The sequence below is a fragment of the Bradyrhizobium sp. LA6.8 genome (genome assembly GCF_040547935.1).
Classification (GTDB): Bacteria; Pseudomonadota; Alphaproteobacteria; order Rhizobiales; family Xanthobacteraceae; genus Bradyrhizobium; species Bradyrhizobium barranii.
Genome location: NZ_JBEPQQ010000001.1, coordinates 24885 through 44338, shown reverse-complemented (window position 1 = coordinate 44338; position 19454 = coordinate 24885). Strand labels below are relative to the sequence as shown.

The 19454-nt window shown below is 64.4% G+C and carries 17 protein-coding genes; 3 read left to right on the top strand and 14 right to left on the bottom strand.

The features are described 5' to 3' along the window. The first annotated feature begins 36 nt into the window (after window positions 1-36). The gene (locus tag ABIA90_RS00180; RefSeq protein WP_354116868.1) at window positions 37-870 is read left to right on the top strand and encodes a hypothetical protein; all 834 of its coding nucleotides are present in this window, start codon (window positions 37-39) and stop codon (window positions 868-870) included. Between the two features lie 28 nt (window positions 871-898). On the opposite strand, the gene ABIA90_RS00175 is transcribed toward ABIA90_RS00180, so the two are convergent. From ABIA90_RS00175 to ABIA90_RS00160, 4 genes are all read right to left on the bottom strand, one after another. Continuing rightward, the gene (locus tag ABIA90_RS00175; protein ID WP_071915703.1) at window positions 899-3265 is read right to left on the bottom strand and encodes an efflux RND transporter permease subunit; all 2367 of its coding nucleotides are present in this window, start codon (window positions 3263-3265) and stop codon (window positions 899-901) included. Window positions 3266-3472: 207 nt separating this feature from the next. Next, window positions 3473-4255: an ethanolamine ammonia-lyase subunit EutC gene (gene eutC, locus ABIA90_RS00170; protein WP_354116867.1), complete on the bottom strand. Its 783-nt coding sequence runs from the start codon at window positions 4253-4255 to the stop codon at window positions 3473-3475. Between the two features lie 6 nt (window positions 4256-4261). After that, on the bottom strand, window positions 4262-5848 hold the full coding sequence (locus tag ABIA90_RS00165; protein WP_354116866.1) for a B12-binding domain-containing radical SAM protein: 1587 nt from the start codon (window positions 5846-5848) through the stop codon (window positions 4262-4264). Between the two features lie 152 nt (window positions 5849-6000). After that, complete coding sequence (locus ABIA90_RS00160; RefSeq protein ID WP_354116865.1) at window positions 6001-7383, bottom strand: ethanolamine ammonia-lyase subunit EutB; 1383 nt, start codon at window positions 7381-7383, stop codon at window positions 6001-6003. A gap of 219 nt (window positions 7384-7602) precedes the next feature. Between ABIA90_RS00160 and ABIA90_RS00155 the strand changes: the two genes are divergently transcribed. Next, complete coding sequence (locus ABIA90_RS00155) at window positions 7603-9342, top strand: methyl-accepting chemotaxis protein (protein ID WP_354116864.1); 1740 nt, start codon at window positions 7603-7605, stop codon at window positions 9340-9342. A 307-nt stretch (window positions 9343-9649) separates the two neighbouring features. Beyond that, complete coding sequence (locus ABIA90_RS00150; protein ID WP_354116863.1) at window positions 9650-9964, top strand: hypothetical protein; 315 nt, start codon at window positions 9650-9652, stop codon at window positions 9962-9964. Between the two features lie 33 nt (window positions 9965-9997). Here ABIA90_RS00150 and ABIA90_RS00145 read toward each other — a convergent pair whose 3' ends face one another. From ABIA90_RS00145 to ABIA90_RS00100, 10 genes are all read right to left on the bottom strand, one after another. After that, complete coding sequence (locus ABIA90_RS00145) at window positions 9998-10507, bottom strand: P-loop nucleotide/nucleoside kinase family protein (RefSeq protein WP_354116862.1); 510 nt, start codon at window positions 10505-10507, stop codon at window positions 9998-10000. Window positions 10508-10602: 95 nt separating this feature from the next. Then, window positions 10603-12180, bottom strand: a complete 1578-nt coding sequence (locus ABIA90_RS00140; RefSeq protein WP_354116861.1) for a hypothetical protein — start codon at window positions 12178-12180, stop codon at window positions 10603-10605. A 29-nt stretch (window positions 12181-12209) separates the two neighbouring features. After that, complete coding sequence (locus ABIA90_RS00135; RefSeq protein WP_354116860.1) at window positions 12210-12341, bottom strand: hypothetical protein; 132 nt, start codon at window positions 12339-12341, stop codon at window positions 12210-12212. 40 nt (window positions 12342-12381) lie between these two features. Further along, a complete protein-coding gene (locus tag ABIA90_RS00130; protein ID WP_354116859.1) occupies window positions 12382-13596 on the bottom strand; it encodes an acyl-CoA dehydrogenase family protein in 1215 nt (404 codons plus the stop codon). A gap of 219 nt (window positions 13597-13815) precedes the next feature. After that, complete coding sequence (locus ABIA90_RS00125) at window positions 13816-15027, bottom strand: ABC transporter substrate-binding protein (RefSeq protein WP_354116858.1); 1212 nt, start codon at window positions 15025-15027, stop codon at window positions 13816-13818. A 113-nt stretch (window positions 15028-15140) separates the two neighbouring features. After that, complete coding sequence (locus tag ABIA90_RS00120) at window positions 15141-15365, bottom strand: LapA family protein (protein WP_014496835.1); 225 nt, start codon at window positions 15363-15365, stop codon at window positions 15141-15143. Window positions 15366-15457: 92 nt separating this feature from the next. Next, window positions 15458-16033, bottom strand: a complete 576-nt coding sequence (locus ABIA90_RS00115; protein WP_014496836.1) for an HdeD family acid-resistance protein — start codon at window positions 16031-16033, stop codon at window positions 15458-15460. A 128-nt stretch (window positions 16034-16161) separates the two neighbouring features. Next, complete coding sequence (locus ABIA90_RS00110) at window positions 16162-17685, bottom strand: FAD-dependent oxidoreductase (RefSeq protein WP_354116857.1); 1524 nt, start codon at window positions 17683-17685, stop codon at window positions 16162-16164. Window positions 17686-17717: 32 nt separating this feature from the next. Continuing rightward, entirely contained in the window at window positions 17718-18344 is a 627-nt protein-coding gene (folE, locus tag ABIA90_RS00105) for a GTP cyclohydrolase I FolE (RefSeq protein WP_071915711.1), read from the bottom strand. 126 nt (window positions 18345-18470) lie between these two features. Beyond that, on the bottom strand, window positions 18471-19361 hold the full coding sequence (locus tag ABIA90_RS00100) for an alpha/beta fold hydrolase (protein WP_354116856.1): 891 nt from the start codon (window positions 19359-19361) through the stop codon (window positions 18471-18473). Window positions 19362-19454 lie beyond the last annotated feature (93 nt).

Sequence of the window (19454 nt, the reverse complement as noted above, 5' to 3'; positions counted from 1 at the left end):
GTTCTTACGAGCCGGGGGCTTTTTGCTGACACGGACATGGACCCAATTCGCAGACATCTGCTCAGGGCCGCCGGGCTCTTCGTCGCCAGTCGCGCCTTCGCCAATGACCAGCAGGGAACGAGCATGCAGCCTTCGTCGGTGAAACCGCGTCACGTGCTCTGCTTCCTCGGCAAGGACGAGAGCCTGCTGCATCCGCCGAAGGCGGTGGCCAAGACAATCGCGGATTTCAACTTCGAGATCGACCGCACCTATTCGCAGGCCAAGCCCGATCCGCACATGGAGCGGTCGTTCGGCGTGTGCTGGGACCGCGTCTTCCCGAAAGCCTGGTCTGCCGCGGACGAAGCGGCCGTGGCCAGCCACAAGGCGGTGCTCTATTTGCTGAGCCCGCCGCTGGAGCAGCAGAAGGCAGTCGCCTTTTCGGCCGCAGCCCTGCGCATCGTCGAGGAGATGATCGAAGCCGGTGCCACCGCCGCGAAGGGCGAAAGCGCCGGCGTTGCCCACGGCCTCGAGCGGTGGCGCAGTCTCGGCGATCAGGCACGCAAGGGCGCAAAGACCAGTCAGGGCCTTGGCATGCCCCTCGCCGTCGCCAAGGCGTGTCGTCTTGCTTTCGCCAAGCGTCCGCTCGGCGGCGATCGCTATTACGAGACCGTCGGCTATCACCTCGTCGGCTTGCCGGAGATCCATGTCGCGAAATCGCGCGGCAACGAATGGTCGGCGGTGATGCTCATGGAGGAGCTTGCCAACGCCATGGCCGACCGTAGCATCGAAGCGACGCTACGCGATCGCAAGCTTGCGCTCTCGCGGGAGCAGGACTACGCCGAGGACGACTTCAAGTTCAATCCGTACGGGATCGTCCGCGTCGAGGCGTGAGCAAGCGGCGGCGTAGGCCGCCGCCCGCTCAGATCGCCGGCTTGTCGGGGCCCTGAAGCTTGGCGTGCAGGTTGATCAGCCACATCGCCGTCGGCCGCAGGATGAAGAGGTCGGCGACGAGGGCCATCACCATCGAGAAGGCGCTGAGCCAGCCGAACAGCCGCAGCGACGGCAGGTCGGAGAACACGGTGACGACGAGACCGCAGGCCAGCACCAGCGTGGTCAGGATCAATGCCGGGCCGACCAGCACTGTCGCGCGCTCCACCGCGAGCGCCGAACCGACGCCCGGCTTGCTCTCCAGCCTGAGGCGATTGAGGAAGTGGATCGTCGCGCTCAAGCCCAGGCCGAACGAAACGGTCAGCGCCACGACACTGGCAAATTGCAGCCCCTCGCCCATCGCCCACAGCACCGTTCCCGACATCACCACCGGGAAGATGCCCGGCAGGATACAGGCGAACATCACGACCCAGGAGCGGAAGGCAAGCCCGATGAAGATCGCGACGAGCGCGAATTCGACAGTGAGCCCGCGGTTGAGCTTCTCGATCATGCCGGCCGAGTTGCGCGCGGCAATCGCGGCAAGACCCGTTACCGCGATCTCGTAGCCGGGATGCTTCTTGCGGACGGCGTCAAGTTCGGAATCGAGCTTGTCGACGATCGGTAGCAGCTGACTGGAATCCTTGTCCGGCACGCGGCCTGCGACTACGACGGCGTCCTGCTCGGCGTCGATGAAGCGTCGGACCAGATGCTCGGGGATGACGTTGACATATTCCTTCAGCGTCGCGACGTCGGCGCTGCCGGCCTTGTCCGCGAGCCAGCGGCGCAGGGTCTCGAGCGACCAGACGTTGCCGACACCGGCGGCTTTCTCGACGGTCGCATGCACGTCCGCGATGGTCTGGAGCGTCTCCGGCGAGTAGAGCGTCTCACCCTTGGGGAACTGGACCAGCACGTTGACCGGATTGGCACCGGTGAGCTTGGCATCGAGCCGGTCGCTGGCGGCGACGGCCTGGCGCTTGTCCGGCACCTGATCCGCGAGCCGGTAGCGAGGCTCCAGATTGGCGTAGATGACGCCGAGGCCCGCGACGAACAACACTGCAATCAGGCTGAACAGGCCGGGACGACCCACCATGCGGACCGCGATCCAGTAGCAGAAATTGCGCAGCGCCTGGACGCCGGCATCCGCGCTCTGGAACTTGGAAGCAAAGACTTTCTCGTTGCGCACCAACAGCACGCCGAACACCGGCACCAGCGACAACACCGCGACCAGCGCGATGATGGTGGCGGCCAAGCCCGCCTCGCCGAACTTGCGGATCAGATCGGAGTCGGAGAACTGGAGCGCGATGAAGGAAATGCCGGCGGTGCCGTGCGTCAGCACGCAGGCCGGGCCCACCACCAGCACGGCGTTCTTGAACGCGGTGAACTTGTCCTGGCCTGCGATCAGCCGGTCGCGCGCAGCGAACGTCAACTGCATCGAGTCTGAGAAGCTGATCACCATGATGAGCGGCGTCATCACGTTCAGGAACATGTTGAGATTGAAATTGGCCCAGCCGAGCGCACCGAGCGCCAGCAGGATCGCAATCATCGGCGGGAACGCCGCCGCGACCATGAACGAGATCTTGCGGAAGAAGATGATGGCGATAACGCAGCCGGCGAGGATGCCGAGGATGTTGTAGGTCAGCCCGTCACGCTCGACCGCGTTGCGGATCTCGAGCTGCATCACCGGCACGCCGGAGAGCTGCACGTTGAGGCCGGTATTGCCGAGGTCTTCCTTCATCAGCGCACGGATGTCGCCGACGGTCTTGGTCAGCTTGCTGGAGGCGACCACCTCCGGATCGAGCGACAGCACGATCAGCGCCAGCGTGCCGTCGTCCGACAACAGCTTGCCGCGGATGATCTCGTTGTTCTTGACGGTCTCGACGAACTTGTCATAGGCCGCGCCCTCGGGCAGTTCGGGCGGGAACAGCGCCGCCGGCAGCCTGCCCGGCGCCGGCGCCTGCCGCGCCGAGAACAGCGAGACCAGGCCGCGCGTGCCTTCGACCAGCTGCATGTCGGTGACGAAGTCGCGCAGCTTCTCGAGGTTATTCCGCGCCAGGAGGGTCTTGCCTTCGACCACGACGAGGACGTCGAATTCCTCAGCCGGGAACTTCTTTGTCACCGCTTCATACTGGCGGAATTCCGGCGTGTTGGACCGGAACAGCTGCGACAGCGAATCGTCGATCTTGATCCGGTGAATGCCGAACACGGCACCGACGATCAGGGCGAGCAGAACGATGCAGGAGACGATCGGCGCCCGGACGGCGATCAGCCCGATGCGCTCGAGCCCGAAGGCGATCGAGGACGTCGGTCCCTGCTCGACCTTGTCGACATGAACCTCATTCTCGCGGTGCTTTTCGAGCATGCCTTGTCCAGTTCCTAATCGGCTCGGGTCTGTGAGCTTATTGCGTCCCGCGAACGGCTTGAAAATGCCATACAGATGGGAGGCTTGCCCTTTGAAAATGCGCGGAAAATCGCCGCGAGGGGTTTAGCAGGTCCAAACGCCCTCTCGCAAGCGCGCGCAAGCGCACAAATTGGATCAACATGCGGCGATTTCGACCCTTGATACCGGTCATTCCGGCCGGATCGTCCCGATTCGAGCGGGAGGATCGCCGCTCTCGTCTTTCAGCGCCACGCCGGTGGCCTCCCGCGCCAGCCCCTCGCGAACAAGCCAGGCGATTTTGAAGGCGGCCTCGTCATGGCTCAACCCGGCCTTGTGGACGTTCGAGACGCAATTGCGCTCGGCATCGGTACGGCCCGGCTTCGGTGCGAAGGTCAGATAGGCGCCGAGGCTGTCGGGCGCGGACAGGCCCGGCCGCTCGCCGATCAGCGTCACCACCATGCGCGCGCCGAGAACCGCTCCGATCTCGTCGCCGAGCGCGACGCGCGCGCCTGAGGCGACAACGACATGTCCAATCGCGACGTCGTCCCCTTCCGCGAGCAGCGGCAGCAGGTGAGACACCAGCGCCACCGCATGGGCGTGGACCGCAGCCGCCGACAGGCCGTCGCCGATCACGACCGCGAGCTGGCATGGCTCTGCGGCACTTCGCGCCAGAAGCTCCGCTGAACCGGCATCGAGCTGTCGTCCCAGATCCGGCCGCCGCAAATAGTCCCTGCGCTCGACCGCCTGGCTCCGCACCTCGGTGACGATAAGGCCAAGCGCGCGGAGATCGGCAACCAGACGCGGCGCGTCGAACACTGCATGCACGGCATCGCGGGCGCGGGCATGATCCAGCGTGAAATCGAGCAAGGCCCTTGTCGGCACGCTCGCGCCGCTGCGGCCGAGCGCGACACGCGCAGGCGTCAGCGACCGCAGATCGAGGGTCGGGCGGCGCGGGACGGCCGGATCAGACATGTCGCGTCATTCGGCGGGAACGGAGGCCTCGCGCAGCCGCAGCGAATAGTTCGAGGCGTTCTGCTTGCCGCTGGAGGCCGCGCGCGCAAAGGTGATGAGATGGTGCGCGATCAAGGTGCAGCCGATCAGCCCTTCGAGGTCGCCGCACTTGATGCGCCCGAGCGCAAACTTCCAGAACACGCGCCTGTAGTCGCCGAGCACACCGACCTTCCAGAAGATGTTGCGCAGCATCACGAGACCGCGCCGGATGTTGGGCCAGGTCTTCATCTCGTCCGGCGTCGGTATCTTCAGGCGGTGCACATAGACGTTGTCGCATTGATACTGGAAGCGCGCGTAGACCTTCTCGGGCTCGTAGGCGACGCCCATGGCGTGCTTCCAGGATGCGACGACCTCGTCATAGGGCAACAGGAAGTCGACGTTGGAATCGCGGCCGTCATCCTCGATCAGGCGGCCCTCGCGCTCCAGACGGTCCCACAGCGGCGTCTTCGGCAGCGCCTGGAGCAGGTTGATGGTGAGCAGCGGAATCCGGGACTCCTCGACGAAGGCCAGCAGCGCCTCCGAGGTGTTCGGCTTGTCGGTGTCGAGCCCCATGATGATGCCGGACACGACCTCCATGCCGTAGGAGTTGATCGTTTGCACGCCCTCGAGGATCGGGACCATCATGTTGTGGTCCTTGTGCATCGCCTTCAGCGCGTCGGGATCGGGCGTCTCGATGCCGCAGAAGATGGTGATGAAATAGGCCTCGCGCATCTTTTCGAGGATCTCGGGCCGCTTGGCGATGTTGAGCGTCGCCTCGCAGGCGAGCCGCACCACATAGCCGGTCCGCTTCTGCCATTCGATCAGATGCGGCAGCAGGTCCATCGCCGCCTTGCGGTTGCCGATGAAATTGTCGTCGACGAAATAGACCGTGTCGGTCATCCCGCATTCGCGCAGGCGGTCGAGCTCGGCGATGATCTGCTCGGGCGACTTGAGGCGCGGATTGCGGCCGTAGAGGCCGGGGATGTCGCAGAACTCGCACTGATAGGGGCAGCCGCTGGAATACTGGATGCTGCCGAGGAAGTATTTCTTCACGTCGGCGAGTTCGTAGGCCGGGATCGGAAACTCCGTCATCGGCACGCGGTCCTTGGTGGTGAGCACCACCTGCTCCCCGGGACGCGACGTGTCGCGCGCCAAAATCTCGATCAGCCGATTGGTGGCGTCGCCGAGTTCGCCGACATGGAGATAGTCGAAGGACGGATAATAGTCCGGGCAGGCGCTGACGGAGGGACCTCCGAGCGCGACCGGAAGATCGAATTCATGGGCGCGGCGGCAGATGTCGTTCATCTGCTGGCGCTGGATGTGCATGCCACTGACGAAGACCGCCTCCGCCCAGGCGAACTCTTCGTTGGTCGCGCGACGGAGATTCTCGTCGACGAACTTGACCTCCCACTCCTCGGGCAGATAGGCCGCGAGCAGCAAAAGCCCCTGCGGGGGCATGAAGGCACAGACGCCGTCGGTCAATGGATAGGAATGCTCGAACGTCCCGAACGACGAGGTGTACCGGGGAAACACGCACAGAATCCGCCGGGCCGTACCGTTACTTTCAGCTCGCATCAAAGCTCCCCCGCCACGGTCGACATAGCTGCGGAAATTGCCAGCCAGACACATAGCGTAATGCTGTCGCCGGAATTTCTCAATATTGTGGCAGGACCATAATTCCGAGAGGGACCAATGGTTTCCTCAAGCCGCCGGGCGCTCCCGCCGCGTCACGCGATCAGCCGTGAGGCAAAATCGGGCAGCAGGCCTGCGTCGCCGGCAAGACGGAAATCGGCGCCCGCGATCCCCGACTGCACCAGCCAGTCGTCGAATTCCGGCGCGCGGCGCAGGCCGAAGACGTCGCGGACATAGAGCGCGTCGTGAAAAGACGTCGACTGGTAGTTCAGCATGACGTCGTCGGCCCCGGGGACACCCATGATGAAGGTGACGCCGGCGGCCGCCAGCAGCGTCAGCAGATTGTCCATGTCGTCCTGGTCCGCCTCGGCATGGTTGGTGTAGCAGATGTCGATCCCGAGCGGCAGGCCCAGCAGCTTGCCGCAAAAATGATCTTCCAGCCCGGCGCGGATGATTTCCTTGCCGTCGTAGAGATATTCCGGGCCGATGAAGCCGACCACGCTGTTGACCAGCAATGGCGCAAAGGCGCGGGCGACCGCATAGGCCCGCGCCTCGCAGGTCTGCTGGTCGACGCCGTGATGGGCGCCCGCCGACAGCGCCGAGCCCTGGCCGGTCTCGAAATACATCACGTTCTGCCCGACCGTGCCGCGCTTCTGCGACAGGCCGGCCTGCTGCGCCTCCTTCAGGAGCGCGAGGTCGACGCCAAAGCTGCGGTTGGCGGCCTCGGTGCCGGCGACCGACTGGAAGACGAGGTCGACCGGCACGCCCTGCCCGATCAGCGACAGCGTCGTCGTGACATGGGTCAGCACGCAAGCTTGCGTCGGGATCTTCAGCCGCGCGATGATCTCGTCGAGCAGCCGCAGCAATTGCGCGATGACGGCGGGATCGTCGCTCGCCGGATTGATGCCGATGCAGGCATCGCCGGCCCCTAGCAGGATGCCGTCGAGGATCGAAGCGGTGATGCCCCTGGCGTCGTCGAAGGGATGGTTGGGCTGGAGCCGCGTGCTCATCCGCCCCTTCAGGCCGATGGTGTTGCGAAAGGCGGTGGTGACCTCGCATTTCCGCGCCGCCAGGATCAGGTCCTGGTTGCGCATCAGCTTTGAGACCGCGGCCGCCATTTCCGGGGTGATGCCGCCTGCCAGCCTGCGCAAAACCTCGGATGTCGCCGCGTCCGACAGCAGCCAGTCGCGAAAGGCGCCGACCGTCAGCGAAGCCACCGGCGCGAATGCCCTGGCATCGTGGCTGTCGATGACGAGGCGGGTGACCTCGTCGGCTTCGTACGGGATGACAGCTTCCTGCAAGAACTGCCCGAGCGGGACGTCGGCGAGCGCCATCCGCGCCGCGATCATCTGCGCGGCACTTGCCGCGGCAATTCCGGCCAGCCGGTCGCCGGAGCGCGGCGGCGTCGCCTTGGCGAGCAGGTCGCGCAGGTCCGGGAACGTGTAGGTCGTGGCGTCGATGGTGTGGCGGTAGACCAAAGGCCCCTCCGGGGTTCATCGGCCAGTGGCCGACATCAGCGCGATCCCAAACTATACCCAGATCAAGACACTGAAATATCTTACCTTTGTTTCGACTAAGTACGAAGGGGCCGGGCCACGGCGTTAAGACGGCGTCCATCTTCATTCTGCATAGTTTTGCATCAATTTTATACGACCGCGCTCTCCGGCCACTGCCGGCCATTGGGGCCTCTGAAAAGCATGACAACCGACCGATCTGGGAATGCCACGGGGGTGGCAGGCCGTTTCACGCTTGCGACCAAGCTCTACGCGATCTTCGCGCTGTTCGCGCTGCTCACGGCGGCGATCGCGACGCTGTCCGACTACAACAGCCGCCGCAGCGCCGAGTTGACGAGCGCGATCGAGACGGCGAACGCCGCCGCGCTCAATGTCGAGCGAGTCAACTCGCTGGTCTACGCGGTCGTGATGGAATCGCGCGGCGTCTACATGTCGACCGAACCGGCCGTCGTGAAGAAATACGGCGAAGGCCTGCTCAAGTTCAACGCCCAGATCCTCGACGTCGTGAAGCGCTGGGAGACCATCGTCAAAGCCGACGATGCCGAGCAGTTCGCCACGTTCAAGAAGCGCATCGAGCAGTTCGTCGAGTTCCGCAAGGAGCTGGTGCGCCGCGGCGTCGAGATCAATGCGGCCGCGGGCCGCGAATGGGGCGACAACGACGCCAATCGCGCCGTGCGCTCGGCGCTGAACAAGGATCTCGAGGCACTGTCCAAGGTCTATGCCGAACGCGCCAGGCAGATCGCGCACGAGACCGAGACCAATCGCACCCTCTCCTTCGTGCTGACCTGCCTCGGCGGCGTCGCGCTGGCCCTCGTCGTGATCGGCATCGTCATCATCGCCCGTTCGATCGCCCGCCCCCTCTCCGCCATCACCGCGACCATCGAGCAGGTCGCGGACGGCGCCGAGAATGTCGTGGTGCCGCACTCTGACCGCGCCGACGAGATCGGCGCGCTGGCACGCGCCATCCAGATCTTCCAGGACGCGATGGGCCGCAACCGCAATCTCGCCTCACAGGTCTCGCAGGACTCCGCCGCGCGCGAGCAGCGCGCCCGCCACATCGAGCAATCCGTCGACGCGTTTCGCGAGGCGATCGGCGCGATCATGCGCGGCCTCAGCGACAACGCCTCCGTCATGCGAGAGACGGCACAGACCATCACCCGCGTCACGGCGGATGCCAGCAGCCGCGCCGGCACCGCGGCGAACGCCACCGAGCAGGCCTCGCACAACGTCACGGCGGTGGCAGGTGCGGCCGAGGAGCTGTCCGCGTCGGTGGTGGAGATCGGCCGGCAGGTGCGGCAGAGCGCGGGCGCGGTCGAGCAGACCGGCCAGCGCACCGAGAAGTCGATCTCCGAGATCGAAAGCCTCGCGGCCGCCACCCAGCGCATCGACGGCGTGCTCAATCTGATCCAGGCCATCGCCGAGCAGACCAATCTGCTCGCGCTCAACGCCACCATCGAAGCCGCGCGCGCCGGTGACGCCGGCCGCGGCTTTGCCGTCGTCGCGCACGAAGTGAAGGCGCTGGCGGGTCAGACCGCCAAGGCGACCGCCGAGATCGGCGAGAACGTCTCGATGATCCAGGCGTCCACCCGCAACGCGGTCGATGCCGTGCGCGAGATCGGCGGCGCCGTGCGCGAGATCAACGATGTCACCTCGGCAATCGCCGGCGCCATCGGCCAGCAGGACGCCGCCACGCGCGAGATCTCGTCCAACGCCCAATCGGCCGCGCAGGGCAACGAGACCCTGGTCGCCAACATCACCTCGCTGCGCGACGCCATCGGCGAGACCGACACGGCGGCAGCCTCCGTGCTGACGGCGGCGAGCAGCCTGACGGAGACGGCGGACACGCTGTCGCGCGAGGTGGAGAAATTCTTCCAGAACCTGCGTTCGGGAGCGGCCGACAGCCGTATCGCCAAAGCGGGATGATGAAGGCGAAATGATCAGGCGCAGCCCGGCGCCATGAGGCCGGCAGCAGGCCTGCCAGAATCAAAAACTGAAAAACAACCCCATGCACAGTAGCCGGGGCCAGCGATATCAATGGCTTGGCTTCGCGCTCGGATGATTGCTGATTTTACGAAATCGCTTTGACTCGTCGGGCAAAACACTGGCATGATGTCATCGTGGCGGCGTCAGGCGTCATGGAAGCCGGACGCCTGGGTTACCTGCGCGGCTTCAATTGCGCACGCTAAAGTCGATCGTCAATTTGAATGGCCTGGAGCCGGCGAAACCCAACATGCGGAAGGCCCAAATTGTCGTTCTGATCATCCTGTTCTCGTGTTTTGCCTACCTAGGGATCACCGGAGAGGGACGAGCCAGGATCATCGCTGTTGTGACCGCAATCGTATTTGCGGCAGTGGCTTACGGCTCCTTCTTGCAGGAGCAAATGTACCGAAAGGCTCTCAGGCCCGGAGCGTCAATTTTCTCCCTGGAGACGATGTTTCGCGCGACGTTCACGCGAGAGTTTCTCTATTCCATTGTGTTGTTTCTAGGATTGCTTGCATTCGTTGGCTTCATCATCGCCATGGATGAGCTGGGTCAGCTTAAGTAGACTTGTGTTTGCGGAAGGAGGCGCCAGAAGCGGCTACCGGCGGTAAAGCAGGCCGAGCGCTTCTTCCACGCACTCCTCGAGACTGCGCCGTGCTGTGTCGACCGTAAAATGATCGCGCTTCCACGGAGCGTAGGCTCGGCCGGCGACCGCATTCCAGCCGGGCAACGACAGCCCGGCAATGTCGGTCGATCTCGTCTCAATCCTGCGTCGGTGCTCGTCGGCATCGCTGCACGCCACCTCGATCCAGACGATCTCGGCGCCAGCCTTTCGCGCGGCGATTTGCCAGCCTTCCCGCGCCTCCTCGCAATCATTGACGCAGTCGGCAATCACGTCCAGGCCGAGGGCGAGGTTGTCTGTCGCGACGGCCTGAGCGGCGCGATAGGTCCAGTCCAGCAGATCAGCCGGTGCAGTACCGGATGCCCAGATCGCTTGATCCATCGAATCGATCCGCAGCCAGACGGCTCCGGTACGCCGCGCCAGAACCCGGGCAATGCTCGACTTGCCGACCCCCGGCAAACCAGCAAGCGTGATGAGTCTCGCCATTGCACACCCGAATTGCGTTGGACCGGCCCCTTAGGGACGTGACGTCGGCCACCAAGCACTGCCACCGACAGCTCACATCGAGCGAGACGGGACTATCATTCCGAACCGGAAGGATCGACCAATATGCGAACGCGGCCGTCGGCATCCTCGACTTCACGATAACGGCTCAACTCCGCCTTGAGGTCGGGATCCGAATTGGCCCAGGCCAGCCAATCGAACGGCATTGAGCTCAGCAGATAGGTATCCACGAGAATCACATTCGGACGACCGGCTCGCAGGTCCGCCAACAGCAGCCGCCGCTCGAAATTGATGATGCCGTCCAGTTTCGCTCGCTCACCCTCAGGCAGTTGCGAGCTCTTCTGTTGGAGCATTGAGCCGGCCGCCAACGCCTGCCCACACGTGTTGCCCGCCCAGGTCGCATTGATCTGACGGACGAGCGGATGCCCGAGAGCGACGTGATCGCCGATCGTGATCAGCCGCGGATGCTTTGCAAGGGCCAGGATACGCCCCTCCAGTGGCGGGAACGGCCGTACCTGAAGGGACAAACGGGAGCCGATGCACACAATCGCAGCAAGGGCGCAGATCATGACAGGCAGGCGCAACGTCTTCGTGCGAGCCTGCAGCAATGGCGCGGCACTCGCAAACATGCAAAGCGCAAATGCCGTGTAGGTCCAGCCCTTACCCTGGATGATGAAACTCGCCGCTCCGCCAACCGCTGCGGCCAGCCACGGCGTTGCGCCGCCTTCCCATTTGAAGTCCTGCGGCGCCAACAGGCGCACGAGGCCGACGGAAGCGACCAGCATAACGGCCGGGAAAAAAAGCAGATCGCCGAAATCCATCCTCAATGGCACATAAGCGGCAGTGACCATCGGGGCAAAGGTCAACAGATAGGCCGGAAAGAAGATGGCGAGCACCGCTCCGTAGCCGATGACGACAGCAGCGGCCGCACACGCTTCGGGGGTGAACAAGGGCCTGATGGAGCGTTGACGGAGGACACAGAGGATGATCGGCAGGCCGACCACGAGGGTAAGGTAGGGCTTCAGGCTCATGCCCAACCCGGCACCCAGTCCCGCCAGGATCGCAACCGGTCCGGGCGCAAGCCCGCGCCAGCGGATCGCAGCGATGGCGACGAAAGGCGTCATCGCAATGACGGCGATGTGTTCACGCTGTCCGAATACGGCGCTCGGAAAAATTGCGAACAGGAATGCGAGCACGCACGCCGTAATGCTCCTCTCGTCGGCTTCCAGCTTTGCCGCCGCAGCGGCGCGATCGATGATGACGAGCGCGGCAACGATCTCGATCATCACCAGGATGATCACGATGATCTCGGGGGCAACGCCGGTGATGCGCGCAAGCTGCAACGCCGGCATGTACAAATAGACCGACAGCGGCGGATTCAGCTCGAAGACGTCGACGCCAAGCTTTCCGCCATCGAGAACCTTCTCGCCTTCGGTCAGCAGGCAGCTCAAATCCGCGTTGAGAACGACAGGCATTTGAACGAGCAGTGCCATTAGCAGGATCGCCGACACGATGATCCAGCGGTAGCTCATGCTAAACGTGCTTCCTGACATAGCCAGGGGCGTGACCGCCTCATTTGACGCCGGCAAAGGCCCTCTCCTCGAACGGAAGCGGTCTATTCTCTCACCCGTGCGCGAACCTGCCGCAGCGCGCACTCAGCGCCACTTTCAATCGAGAGTCGTTACTATTGTGCTACAATGTTCTGAAACAACACCGAAACGACCTGAAACAGTGCCGTTTCATGGTTAAATGTCAGGTCGAATGGCGAGACGCCGGGATTGCGCGCGGCATCCTGCGCGCCGTCATGAGCGTTCATCCCACATCAAGCTGCACGCGCCCCTGGAGAGGGTCAGGCGCTATCCCATCACTCCGCCGCGCTTGATCAGCTCCTTGCCGACTGCGGCAAGGTGCACCTGGTCGGGGCCGTCGCCGATGCGGATGAAGCGGGCATAGACATAGGCGCGGGCGAGGAAGGTGTCCTGCGAGACGCCGGCGGCGCCGTGGATCTGGATGGCGCGGTCGATGACGCGGGCGGCCATGCTGGGCACCACGATCTTGGCCGCGGCGATCAGGTCGCGCGCTGACTTGTTGCCTTCGCGGTCCATCTTGTCGGCAGCTTGCAAGGTGAGCAACCGCGCCTGCGCGATCTCGCAGAAGGAGTGCGCAATGTCCTCGCGCACCGAACCCTGGTCTGCGAGCGGCTTGCCGAAGGCTGTGCGCGACACCGATCGCTGGCACATCAATTCCAGCGCACGCTGGGCGCAGCCGATCAAGCGCATGCAATGGTGGATGCGGCCGGGGCCGAGCCGGCCCTGCGCGATCTCGAAGCCGCGGCCCTCGCCGAGCAGGATGTTCTCGGCCGACACACGGACATTCTCGTAAACGATCTCGGGATGGCCGACCGGCGCGTCATCGTAGCCGTAGGTCAGCATGTCGCGGACGATGCGCACCCCGGGCGTCGCCTTCGGCACCAGGATCATGGATTGCTGGCGATGGCGGTCGGGATCGTCGGGCGCGGTCTTGCCCATCACGATCAGGATCTCGCAATCCTCGTTCATCGCGCCTGACGTGAACCATTTGCGGCCGTTGATGACGTAGTCGCCGCCGTCGCGCTTGATCTCGCACTGGATGTTGGTGGCGTCGCTGGAGGCGACCTGCGGCTCCGTCATCGAGAAGCCGGAGCGGATGCGCCCCTCCAGAAGCGGCTTCAGCCAGCGCTCCTGCTGCGCCGGCGTGCCGTAATTTGCCAGCACCTCCATGTTGCCGACATCGGGCGCGGAGCAGTTGAAGACCTCCGGCGCCCAGAGGATGCGGCCCATGATCTCTTTCACGGGGGCGTATTCGAGATTGGTCAAGCCTGGACCGTGCTCGCCGGAGAGGAACAGGTTCCAAAGCCCCTGCTCGCGCGCCAACCGCTTCAAGTCCTGCAGCACCTGCGGCGTCTTGTAGCGCGTGGCCTCCGGCTTGACCTGCTCGTAATAGAGCTCCTCGATCGGCTCGACATGCGTCCGCATGAACTGGCGAACGCGTTCCTGCAGCTCCAGCGAACGGGCGGAGTGTTGAAAGTCCATGGTGGTTCTCCTGTTCGCTGCGCTTAGCTCTTCCCTTCTCCCCTTGTGGGAGAAGGTGGCGCGAAGCGCCGCCGGATGAGGGGTTGTATCCGCAAGTTCAAATGTAGAGACGACTCGCGGAGAGATACCCCTCACCCGGCTCGCCGCTCCGCGGCGATCCACCCTCTCCCGCAAGGGGAGAGGGTGCACCGTTCGTGCGGCCGGTCGGCCAGTTACGCCTCACGTCCCGCGCAGCAGCTCGCTTGCCACGATCCAGTCGTTGCCGTCGAACTGGAGCATATAGCCGTCCTTGATGGGGCGGAAATCCTGCGGTGTGGTGTTGAGGGTGATGCCGGGCATCAACAGCGACAGCGGTACGTTCTTGAGGTTCGCCGCCTGCGCCATGATGTTCTCGCGCGTCAGATTGTCCTTGCACTGCTTGAGCAGGACAACCAATGCCTCGGCCACAGTGTACCCGTAGAGGCCGGCGACGTTATTGATGTCGGCATTGGGCAGGCGCTTCTTCATGAAGTCAATATAGGCCGTCATCGCCGGGTCGTCCTTCGGCTGCTCGACAAACGGCTTGAGCGAGCCGAGCGACAGCACGCCCTTGCCGGCATCGAGGCCCGCAGGGACCATGACGGTTGCCTTGTTGGCGCAGCCGGAGGCGAGGAAGCGCGTCGGCTGCCAGCCGACCTCATGGGCCTTGCGGATCGCCTGCGCGCAGGCGCGCGGCGTCACCGAATAGATCATGAAGACATCGGCCTTGGTGTTGGCCAGCGTCAGCACCTGGGAATCGACGGTGGGATCGGTGACCTCGAAGCTCGAGGCCATCGCGAGCGCCTTGTCGGCGTCGGCACCAAGCGCTTCCTTGACGCCGCGAAAATATTCCTTGCCGGCGTCATCGTTCTGATAGAGCACCGCGAAACGCGCGTTCGGGTTCTTGGCGCGGGCATAGGCGACGTCGATCGCAGCCTCGCTCGTGTAGTTCGGCGCCCAGGGCAGCGCCATCGACCACGGCATGTTGGCGGGATCGTTCCACTTCGAGGCCGAGCTGATCAGGAACAGCTGCGGCACCTTGTTGCTGTTGAGGTATTTTGCGATCGCCGAGTTCGGCGCCGTGCCCATGGTCGCGAAGATGAAGGCGACGCCGTCGCCCTCGACCAGGCGTCGCGCGGCTTCCATGGTCTTCGGCGGCGAGAAGGCGTCGTCGAGCGACAAGAGGTTCAGCTTGCGGCCGTTGACCCCGCCCTTCTCGTTGACCTCGTCGAAATAGGCCGAAATGACCCTGCCGGTGATGCCGAGCGGCGACGCGGGGCCGCTGTAGGGCATGGTGTTGCCGATCTTGATCTCGGTGTCACTGACACCAGGACCGTAGGACTTTTGCGCGGAGACGGGCGTGGACAGGCAGGCAGCAGCCAGCGCTGCGGCCAGGACCAAAGCGGCTCTCATGGTTTCTCCCCGGTGATGATCGTCCACGCGAGGCGACCGCGCGGCGTGCTGCTTTTTGCCAGCACGTCAGATCAGCGGAGTTCCGCAACACGGTCTTGCGTCGAGTTGCTGGTTCATTCGACGTCTCGTTTCGAACCTGCGTATGAACGCCGCAGCAGGGCGAACAGGCTGCCGCCGGTCGCGGCTCCAACGAGATAGACAACGAGGGTTTGGAGCGCGAGCGGCAGACTGAGATTCATCTTGAAGAAGGAGATCGTGACCGTGTCGAGATTCTGCACGGCGAAGACGATGGTCGCTGCGGCGAAAAACACGATCACGGCGAGATGAAACCAGCGCATGACAATCCCTCAGCGTCGCCCGACGCGCGATGAAATCTGGATGAACCGTCATCACGCTCTTGGGCGACCACGGTCCTTCTCCGGATCAAGCCTTAATGGCGCCGCCGCAGGCTAAAGCCCAGACTGACCCAGCCGGCGCCGGCCATGATCAGGTCGATGCCGAGGAACAGGCCGAGGATATAGACGCTGTTGACCGGCCAGCGCGCCAGGATCAAGAGCCCGAGCAGCAGGGTGATGACCGCAGACAGTGCCACCCACACCCACGGGCTTTCCCTTTTCATGCTGAAGGCGAGAAACAGCCTGACGGCGCCCGAGGCCAGCAGCGACGCGCCGAGGAACAAGGTAAGCAGCACCGCGGCGAACAACGGGTTCTCGAAGGTCAGGAAGCCCGCGACGATATAGAGCACGCCGAGCAAGGCCCAGATCAGGAACTTGCCCCAGCTCTTCATCTGGAACGCGCCGATCACCTCGGTGACCCCGGCGATGATCATCATCACACCAACCACGAGCACGCTCGCCACCGTCGCCATCATCATGCTGCCGAGCGCGATGAAGCCGGTGATGAGATAGACGACGCCGAGGGCGACGATCCAGCCCCACTTAGCGTGCAGCGCAGCAATGCCGGACCCAAGACCCAAGTTTGGAGACGTATCCGAAGCACTTGTCATGACGGCTACTCCTGCATGCGAAGTCCCAAGGCACATCTCAGGATAGCACGAGCCGCGCCGGGACAACAGCCAGTAGAGCAGCCCCCCGGGAGCCCCCATTGACTTAAGTCAAGAGCGGACGGGGCGCCTCACGCGCGCGAGCGCTCCATGTCGAGCTCGGCCTTGAGACTATCGAGATCGCGATAGATCGAAGCAACCGCGAGCACGCGGCCGTCCTTGCGGTACTTCAGCAGGCAGTCCCTGCCGTCGATGCTGCCGTCGATCGCGATGTCGTCGAAGCTCTCGGCATGGCCGACATAGTTGATCGGAACATCGTAGTGCTGCGACCAGAAGAACGGCACGGCGTCGAAACGTTCGCGCCTGCCGAGCATGTTGCGCGCGGCGGCCTGGCCCTGCCGCTCCGCTACCACCCAGTGCTCGACGCGGATGTTCTGGCCCGAATGCGGATCGGGCCAGCGCGCGATATCGCCGGCCGCGAAGATACCTGATGCGCTGGTCTCGAGATACTCGTTCACGCTGACGCCGCGATCGATGGCGAGCCCCGCCTGCTCCGCGAGCACAAGCCGCGGCCTGACGCCGATCCCGACCACGACCAGATCGGCCTCGATCACGCTGCCGCTCTTCAGTGTGGCGCGTTTGCCGTCGAGCTTTGCCACGGTGTCCTCGAGGTGAAAGTGGACGCCGCTCTCTTCATGCAGCGCGCGGACGAAGTCGCCCATCTCGGGGCCGAGCACACGCTGCATCGGCCGCTCCTCGGGCGCAACCACATGCACCTCCAGCTTGCGCGCCCGCAAGGAGGCCGCGACTTCGAGGCCAATGAAGCTGGCGCCGATCACCAGCGCGCGCTTCGCGCTGCCCGCCGCCTTGATGATGGCACGGCTGTCGGCAAAGGTCCGTAAGGTGTGCACGTGCGGCTGGTCCGCGCCCGGAATCTGCAATTTGACCGGTTCGGCGCCGGTCGCGAGCAGCAGCCTGTCGAACGGCAGCTTGTCGCCATTGCCGAGTGTGATGATGCGCGCCTTCGGATCGATCGCTGCAACGTTGATGTTGAGCCTGAGATCGATGCCTGCGTCCTGATAATAGTCCTCGCCCCGCAGCGGCAGCCAATCCTCGGGTGCACTGCCGGTGAGGTAATCCTTGGAGAGGTTCGGCCGGTCGACCGGCATCGCGCCGTCATCGCTGAGCATAGTGATGGCGCCGGCAAAGCCCTCGCGCCGAAGCGTCTCGGCGGCCGCAAAGCCGGCCGCACCACCGCCGACGATGACGAATTTTTCCGGCGTCGGCGCGCTGCGATGTGACGCTGCAGGCTGCGGCATCTCGCGCTTGCGCTGAACCAAGATGCTGTCCTGGTCGCGCGTGACCTCCCAGACCGCCAGCGCGTTCAGCGCCGGCGGGCGGGTGGCCTCGCCGGTGCGCAAGGAGAAGCAGGCGTGATGCCAGGGGCAGCGGATCGTGTCGCCGACGACCAGCCCTTCGGCGAGCGGGCCGTGGTAGTGGCTGCAGGACGGCTCGATCGCGAAGATTTCGCTGCCGGCTTGCACCAGCAAGACGTCTTCCTCGCCGACATGGCCGAGCAGCTTGCCGTCCTCGAACGCGGTCAGCAACACGCCCCTGGTGAGGTCCGGCCCGCTCGGCGTCTTGTGCTCGGTCATGGTGTCGTCTCCTTCAGCTCGGCCCGCGCGGATCACGCGTCCGAATTGGCCAGCCCCAACAGCTCCTGACGTGTCAGCGCGTTGTCACGGAACACACCCAGCATGCGGCTGGTGACGAGATCGGTCCCGGGCTTGTGCGCGCCACGCGTGGTCATGCAGTGATGCGTCGCCTTGATGATGACGCCGACGCCTTCGGGCTTCAACACATCGTTGATCGTATTGGCGATCTGCGCGGTCATTTTCTCCTGGATCTGGAGGCGTTTCGCGTAGATGTCCACCACCCGCGCGAGTTTGCTGATGCCGACGACGCGACCCTGCGGGATATAGGCCACCCAGGCGCGGCCGACGATCGGCGCCATGTGGTGCTCGCAATGGCTTTCGAAGCGAACGCCGCGCAGGACGATCATCTCGTCATAGCCTTCGATCTCCTCGAAGGTCTTTTGCAGGATTTCGGTCGGATCCTGCGCATAGCCGGAAAAATACTCTGCGAAGGCGCGCGCAACCCGGTCCGGCGTGTCGTGCAGACCGTCGCGCGCGGGATCGTCGCCCGCCCAGCGGATCATGGTCCGGACCGCCTGCTCGACCTCGGCCCTGCCAGGCCGTTCGCCCGGCAGCTGCGCCACCGCGACGCCCTCCAACCTGCGCGCATGTGAATTCATCAATAGCCTCCCTGCAATGAGCCGCGCACATCTGGCGGTCCCTCAGCTTGGACGGCTGCAATCGGAAAAGGTTCCCGAAGTCGCGAAAAATCGGGCGACCGGGCGGCAGGGCGGGAAAGCCGGGCTTTACGAAGCTGCTTTCCGCACGTCGAGCACGGCGCGCGCCCATTCGGCAGGCCGCTCCTGCGGCAGGTTGTGGCCGGCTCCAGCGAAGACACGCCGTTCGAACACGCCTTCGAATTTGGGCGCATGATGGGCGGTGCCGGGATTGACGCCGTCGCTGTCGCCGTCGACCGCGATCGTCGGGACACGGATCGGCGGCTGCGCGGCGAGCTTGGCCTCGATCGCGGCATAGGCGGGATCGCCTTCGACAAGCCCATAGCGGTGACGGTAGGAATGGATCACGACATCGACGAAATCAGGATTGTCGAACGACACCGCACTTGCCTCGAACGTGGCGTCGTCGAAGACCCATTTCGGCGACCACATCGCCCAGAGCTGGCGCGCAAAGCCGCGCCGGTTGCGCTCCAGCGCGCGGCGGCCGCGCTCGTTGTGGAAGAGATATTGATACCAGAGCGCCGCTTCCTCCGGTGGCGAAGCCGGCTCCATCGAACGCGCGATGTTCTGGATGTTGTAGGAATTGCCGGAGACGAGGGCGATCACGCGCTCGGGATGCAGCACCGAGACCACGCAGGCCGCGCGCCCGCCCCAATCGTAACCGCCGACGACCGCGCGTTCGATGCGAAGCGCATCCATGAAGGCCAGCAGATCGGCGCCGAGCGCCGCCTGCTCGCCGGAGCGCAGCGTCGCGGCGGACCGGAACCGCGTCGGCCCGTAGCCGCGCAGCCAGGGCACAAGCACCCGCGCGCCCGCTTCCGCGATCAGCGGCGCGGCCTCAGCATAGGCGTTCACATCATAGGGAAAGCCGTGGCCCATGATGCAGGGCCAGCCATCCGGTGCGCCGTATTCGAGATAGGCGATATCGAGGATATCCGTGGTGATGGTTTTTTGCTGCATGATTTGCTCACGGAGTTGAGAGGCCGTAGCCCGGATGGAGCGCAGCGCAATCCGGGATTCGCGGATGCAGGCGTCCCCGCATTCCGCTTCGCT